The sequence below is a fragment of the Trinickia sp. genome (assembly GCF_057351765.1).
The window spans coordinates 114,429-120,551 of sequence record NZ_JBMRBK010000044.1 but is presented as its reverse complement, the minus strand read 5'-3'; the positions used below and the strand labels follow the sequence as shown (position 1 = coordinate 120,551).

The 6,123-nt window shown below is 64.1% G+C and carries 8 protein-coding genes and 1 tRNA gene; 3 read left to right on the top strand and 6 right to left on the bottom strand.

Features of this window, described 5'->3' with window-relative positions:
* Window positions 1-96 precede the first annotated feature (96 nt).
* The 5 genes from ACO1XS_RS12980 to ACO1XS_RS12960 form a co-directional block, all read right to left on the bottom strand.
* Window positions 97-172: transfer RNA gene (locus tag ACO1XS_RS12980), tRNA-Ala, on the bottom strand.
* Between the two features lie 79 nt (window positions 173-251).
* Window positions 252-596 carry a c-type cytochrome gene (locus ACO1XS_RS12975; RefSeq protein WP_486390837.1) on the bottom strand — a complete coding sequence of 115 codons (345 nt, stop codon included), beginning with the start codon at window positions 594-596 and terminating at the stop codon, window positions 252-254.
* A complete protein-coding gene (locus ACO1XS_RS12970; RefSeq protein ID WP_486390836.1) occupies window positions 593-1,393 on the bottom strand; it encodes a BON domain-containing protein in 801 nt (266 codons plus the stop codon). The genes ACO1XS_RS12975 and ACO1XS_RS12970 overlap by 4 nt, the downstream gene beginning before the upstream one ends.
* Before the next feature lie 24 nt (window positions 1,394-1,417).
* Entirely contained in the window at window positions 1,418-2,008 is a 591-nt protein-coding gene (locus ACO1XS_RS12965; protein ID WP_486390835.1) for an SIS domain-containing protein, read from the bottom strand.
* Between the two features lie 93 nt (window positions 2,009-2,101).
* The gene (locus ACO1XS_RS12960; protein WP_486390834.1) at window positions 2,102-2,566 is read right to left on the bottom strand and encodes a YraN family protein; all 465 of its coding nucleotides are present in this window, start codon (window positions 2,564-2,566) and stop codon (window positions 2,102-2,104) included.
* Here ACO1XS_RS12960 and rsmI point away from each other — a divergent pair.
* Window positions 2,565-3,443: a 16S rRNA (cytidine(1402)-2'-O)-methyltransferase gene (gene rsmI, locus ACO1XS_RS12955; RefSeq protein ID WP_331573087.1), complete on the top strand. Its 879-nt coding sequence runs from the start codon at window positions 2,565-2,567 to the stop codon at window positions 3,441-3,443. The genes ACO1XS_RS12960 and rsmI overlap by 2 nt on opposite strands.
* A 77-nt stretch (window positions 3,444-3,520) precedes the next feature.
* Here the strand turns inward: rsmI and ACO1XS_RS12950 are convergent, their stop codons facing one another.
* A complete protein-coding gene (locus ACO1XS_RS12950) occupies window positions 3,521-4,135 on the bottom strand; it encodes a septal ring lytic transglycosylase RlpA family protein (RefSeq protein WP_486390833.1) in 615 nt (204 codons plus the stop codon).
* Window positions 4,136-4,820: 685 nt separating this feature from the next.
* Here ACO1XS_RS12950 and ACO1XS_RS12945 point away from each other — a divergent pair.
* Entirely contained in the window at window positions 4,821-5,465 is a 645-nt protein-coding gene (locus tag ACO1XS_RS12945; protein ID WP_331570048.1) for an MBL fold metallo-hydrolase, read from the top strand.
* Window positions 5,462-6,106 (top strand): 3'-5' exonuclease family protein, encoded by a 645-nt coding sequence (locus ACO1XS_RS12940; protein WP_331570046.1) that lies wholly within the window; start codon window positions 5,462-5,464, stop codon window positions 6,104-6,106. Before ACO1XS_RS12945 ends, ACO1XS_RS12940 begins: the two co-directional genes overlap by 4 nt.
* Window positions 6,107-6,123 lie beyond the last annotated feature (17 nt).

Genomic DNA, 6,123 nt, shown 5'->3' with positions numbered 1-6,123 from the left:
TTGACCGACATTGACCAAATCGCGTTACATAGCGTTACACGGCACCCAGAAACACAAAGGGCCTACAGAAACCCGCCTGTAAGCCCTTGAATCCGTTGGTGGAGCGGAGGAGGATCGAACTCCCGACCTTCGCATTGCGAACGCGACGCTCTCCCAGCTGAGCTACCGCCCCAACGAAGCGAAGATTCTAGCACAAGGAACTGTCGAGGCAAGTGCCCCGACCAACGGCACCGGCGGCCCGGGCCAAACCACTACTTAGCCCCCTCAGGCGCCCCAGCCAGCACCCACTTCACAACCGTCTGAATTTCCTCATCCTTCATCCGAGGATGCGAGGGCATGGGAATGACACCCCAAACCCCGGAACCACCATCCCTGACCTTCTTGGAAAGCTTGGCAACGGCCTGCGGATCGCCTTTATATTTCTCGGCGATTTGCCGAAACGAGGGCCCAACGAGCTTGCGGTCCACCGTATGACACCCGAGACAAGCATTACTACGCGCAACGACAAGCCCCGTCGGCACATCGGCAGCCACCGCACCCTGCACAAAGAACCCCAACGCAGCCGCCACAATACCCGCGACGAACCCCACCCTCACTGCGCAGCACTCTTCTTGGCGTTCCCGGGCCGGACCTGCGTCGAATCCGAAACAGGCGCAGGCGATTGCTGCTGCAACGGCTGAGCGGTAATCGACGAACTCGGCACCGCCCCGACCGTCGGCTCCGCGGCGGCCGACTGCGCGGAGCTCGGCGCACTAGCTGCCGGCGCCGCAGCCGCCACCGCCGGCTGCTCCCCGGGCTGAATATACTGAAACACCTTCACAACCTGCTTGACCCCAGGCACGCGGCTAGCCACATCGGCACCGAGATTCCCCTCAGCCTGCGTCACGAGCCCCATCAGATAGATATTCCCGCGCTCGCTGACGACCTTGAAGTCATTCGCGGAAATCCCCTTCTCCTGGATCAGCGCCGTCTTCACACGCGCAACCAGATAGGAATCATTGGCGCGATCCGTGAAATCGCTCTTCGGCGCCACCGCGAGCTCATTGATCACCGCATCGACATTGTTGATCGCCTTCACAATGGCCTCGGCAAGCTGCTTGGACCGGTCGTCCGGCACCTCGCCCGTCAACAGCACCCGCCGATTGAACACGGTCACATCGACATGCGAGCCATCGGGAAGATCGCTCGATATCTGCGAATAAGCCTTGACCTGAATCTCGCGATCCTCGGTCTGCGCACCCAGCGTGCGCCTGTCCGTCGCCATCAACGCCCCGCCGCCCGCAGCGCCGGCCACGGCCAGCACACAACCCTGCAACGTTACGGCCAGCGACGCCGCCATCCCCGCAGCGAGCATCGCCCGCACCAGCGTCTTCGTGACGCGATTCGCGTTCATCAACGAACTCTCCTTCTACGTTGGTCAGTCTTCGCCAAGCAACATGGCATCGATGCCGTCACACAGGCAATGAATGGTGGTCAAGTGCACTTCGCGGATGCGCGCCACGCGCTCGGTCGGCGCGCACAAATGAATATCGGTCTCGGCGAGCGACTCGGCAATCTTGCCGCCCGCCGCTCCGGTCAGCGCAATCACGAACATCTCGCGCTCATGCGCCTCGCCAATCGCAGCGAGCACGTTAGCCGAATCGCCCGTCGCGGTCACGGCCAACAAGATGTCGCCGGCATGTCCCAATGCACGAACCTGCCGCGCAAACACGGCTTCGAAACCGCCCTCTTCGTCGGCAAGCGCGGTCAACACGGCCGCATCGGCCGTCAGCGCAATCGCAGGCAGCCCTGGGCGCTCGCGCTCGAAGCGAGCAGTCAACTGCGCGGCAAAACGCTGAGCCTCCACCGCGGAAACGCCGCTGCCGCACGCCAAAATCTTGTTGCCGTTCGCCAGCGCGCCGAACATCGTATCGACTGCGGCCGCAATCGGCATCGCTAGCGCATTCATCGCTTCGAGTTGCAGGGCCGCGCTATCGCGGAAATGCTGTTGAATCCGTTCGACTGACATCGGTTCTCTACTTGTTCGGCACGCCTTCGCGCACCGGTTGCCGCATTGCATCGCATCAGCGCGCAAGTTTAACGCACTCGCTCGACATCACCCTTAGCTAAAACCGTCGGCTCGAAAAGCATCGCGCAACCAGGCAATGCGCCGGCCATCGTACGCGACGATATCGAAGCGGCACACACTCGTCGTATCGCCCCGCTTCGCCAAAAAATATTGCGCGGCACGCACGATCCGCCGCTGCTTCTCCCGCCCGACGCTCGCCACGGCCCCGCCATACCGGCTGCCCGCCCGCGCGCGCACTTCGACGAAAACCAGCACGCCGTCGGGCTCCCGCATGACAAGATCGATCTCTCCGCCTCGACACGTGACATTGCGCGCGACGAAACGCAGCCGCTGACGCTGCAAGTACTCGAGCGCAAAACCTTCGAATACGCTGCCAAGCCTCTTCGACTGAGCTCGCCCGCAAAAGTTGTCGGGCGGCCCCGTCACCGCGCCGCGTTCATCGCCAGCCCCGTGGCACAATGGCGGCCTCGCTTCGCACGGCAGCGCCCTTCGTTTCATGTCCGACCTCCTCGAACTCGCGCAGCGCCAGCAGTACCCGGCCGCGACGCTTTACGTCGTTGCGACGCCAATCGGCAACGCCGCCGACATCACGTTGCGCGCGCTGCATCTGCTCGGCCTCGTCGATCGCATCGCGGCCGAAGACACGCGCAACACGGCACAGTTGCTGGGCCTCTACGGCATAAGCAAGCCGCTCGTCGCGGTCCACGAACACAACGAGCGCGCATCGGCCGAACGCATCGTCGAACAACTGCGCGCGGGCGAGCGCATCGCCTACGTCTCGGACGCCGGCACGCCGGGCATCTCGGATCCCGGTGCAAAACTCGTCGAAGCGGTGCGAGAGGCGGGCTTCGGCGTCGTACCGCTGCCAGGAGCAAGCGCAATCACAACGGCCCTCTCAGTCGCCGGCGATTGGGCCGCAACGTTCACATTTCTCGGCTTCATGCCGTCCAAGACGAAGCAACGCGCAGCGTTCCTGCAGCCGCTCGTCAACCACACGCGCGCGATGGTGTTCTACGAAGCCCCGCATCGCATCGGCGAAACGGTCCAGGCGCTCGCCGATGCATTCGGCGGCGCGCGGCGCATCCTGATCGCACGCGAGTTGACGAAACTACATGAGTCGCTTCACGCGTGCACCTTGGCCGAAGGGCCAACGTGGCTCGCGGACGACGCAAACCGCCAACGCGGAGAGTTCGTGCTGGTCGTGGAAGGGGCGATGGCGGAGCAAGGCAGCGACGACGCCACTGCGCACGATGCGCTGCTGGCCCTGCTGCTGGAGGAAATTCCGGTGAGCGGCGCGGCCCGTGTCGCGGCGGCGATTACGGGGGCCTCGCGTCATGCGCTCTACGCACGCGCGCTGGAACTCAAGAAAGACTGAGAAAAACAGACGAGAGACAAGAACGACGAAGGGCCGCACTCGGCAGCCCTTCGATCAAACCAACGCTCGAGCGTGTATCAAGGATGCGCCGGCACCATGTCCCGTTGCGGACCGGCCGAAGCCAGCACCTCGGCACGGCTCGCCTGCGCTTCTTCCTGCGTGAGCCCCTGAATCTGCACGTGGGCCGTCCCGGCCGTTTGCAGTCCGAGTTCACGCGCAGCCGCATACGAGAGATCGATCACGCGCCCACGCACGTAGGGCCCGCGATCGTTGATCTTCACGACGACCGACTTCTGATTCGACGTGTTCGTCACGCGTACATACGAGGCAAGCGGCAGCGTCTTGTGCGCGGCCGTCATCGCATGCATGTTGTAACGCTCGCCGCTGGCGGTCTTGCGGCCGTTGAAGCGCTTGCCGTACCACGACGCGCGCCCGCTCTGCTTGAAGCTCGAGACGTCGGGAATGTCCTCGTCGAGCGGCTTGGCATCGGCGAGCTTCGGCGCCACATCGGGCGCCTGAGGTTGGGCCGAGGCCTCACCGTAACCCATCGGTGCGCCCGCGCGTGTCGCGAGCCGTGCACCGCTGGCACCTGCATTGCTGGTTTGCGTTGGCTGCGCGGCACAACCCGCGAGCAACCCTACGGCGACGACGGAAACGGTACCCAGCCATCGGCGGAATCGATTGATGTTCATATGACGTGCATGCCACAGTGTCGAGCCGCGACGCGTCGAAACATCCCTTCGCGAAGCGGCTCGGGCATCCGGACGCCAAAACGCGCACCACCGAAAGCACGAATGCAAACGGTGCGCGGACTGGCGCTCGGGTGCGGCCACACTCGGCCGCAAGTTGCCCGGTTGGTATTCACGTCTGGCGCGACTGTCCCCAACAGCTTGACCAGACCCCACACGCCGTCGTCGTCGAACATGACTTGCACGTTCTGGCGCGTCGACTGACGCGAGGAACGGCGGCGTTGGCCTGACCGGCTATGCAGCCTGTTGGCTGCGGCAGACGCGTAGCGCCTGGCCGGTCAAGACGTGTGCATCGAACAATGCCGATACAGATCGAAGCCGCTACATTGACGGCTTCGCATTGAGAGCGATCGGCCCGCAGAACCTGGAAATGGGACCGATCAATAAACGGCAGCGCGGTCGGACCGCGCCATGTGAGAGGTATTGTACCAAAAACCGCGGGGAATCGAGCATCCCGGATACCTGCCCTCATTGATTCTTCCTATGATCGCAACAATGCGCATTGGATGGGACGTCTGCGACCTGGCCATTCCGCCGACCGGCGTGAAGCGGGTCCCCCCGGTACAATGAGCGCTTTCGGTTTCCTCCGGCTGCCTGCAGCGATGCTGCGCGCCGCGCCATCGCCCCTATGAAGGTCTTCGTCATCCCCGTCACGCCGTTTCAGCAGAACTGCTCGATCCTCGTTTGCGAGGCGACGCGGCGCGCCGCCGCCGTCGATCCGGGCGGCGACATCGAGCTGATCGAGCGCGCGCTCACGAAAGAAGGCGTGACGCTCGAAAAGGTGTTCCTCACGCACGGCCACCTGGACCATTGCGGCGCGGCCAAGACGCTCGCGACGAACCATGGCGTGCCGATCGAAGGCCCGCAGGTGGACGAGCGCTTCTGGCTCGATCAGCTCGCGGCGCAAAGCGCGCGCTTCGGCTTTCCGCCGGCCGAGCCGTTCGAGCCGGACCGTTGGCTCACCGATGGCGATACGGTCAGCTTCGGCGAGGAAACGCTCGACGTCTATCACTGCCCGGGCCATACGCCAGGGCATATCGTCTTCGTCAGCACGAAGCATCGCATCGCGTTCGTGGGCGACGTGCTGTTCGCGGGCTCGATCGGCCGCACGGATTTTCCGCGCGGCAATCATGCCGACCTGATCCGCTCGATTCGCACGAAACTCTGGCCGCTCGGCGACGACATCACGTTCGTCCCCGGCCACGGGCCCACCTCGACGTTCGGCGAGGAGCGGCGCTCGAACCCTTATGTCGCCGACGGAGTCAGCGCGTGACGTCAGAAATCTATGTCAGTACCGATATCGAAGCGGATGGCCCGATCCCCGGCCCGCATTCGATGCTCAGCTTCGCGTCGGCCGCCTATACGCCCGACAAGCAGTTGGTCGCCACGTTCTCGGCGAACCTCGAAACGTTGCCCGGCGCCGCGGCTCATCCGGTCCAGGCGGCCTGGTGGAAGACGCAGCGCGAGGCGTGGGAAGCCTGCCGCCGCGATCTGCGGCGCCCCGAGGAAGCGCTGCCGGCCTATGTCGAATGGGTCGAAGCGCTGCCGGGCAAACCGGTTTTCGTCGGCATGCCGGCCGGCTTCGATTTCACGTTCATGTTCTGGTACATGATGCGCTTTGCCGGCCGCTGTCCGTTTTCATGGTCGGCGCTCGACATCAAGACGCTGGCCTTCGCGATGACGGGCCTGCCCTATCGCAAGTGCATCAAGCCGCGCATGCCGAAGCACTGGTTCGACGACCACCCCCATACGCACGTGGCGCTCGACGACGCCATCGAGCAAGGGGCGCTCTTTTGCAACATGCTGACCGACCTGCGCGCGTGGCAGAAGGCCGCGCCGCTGGCGGCATCGAAAGCCGATGACGCAGCGGTCGCCGCCGCAGCACAAAACGATACCGAGAGCCCGCCAAATTAGGTAATCTCCCTCAGTTT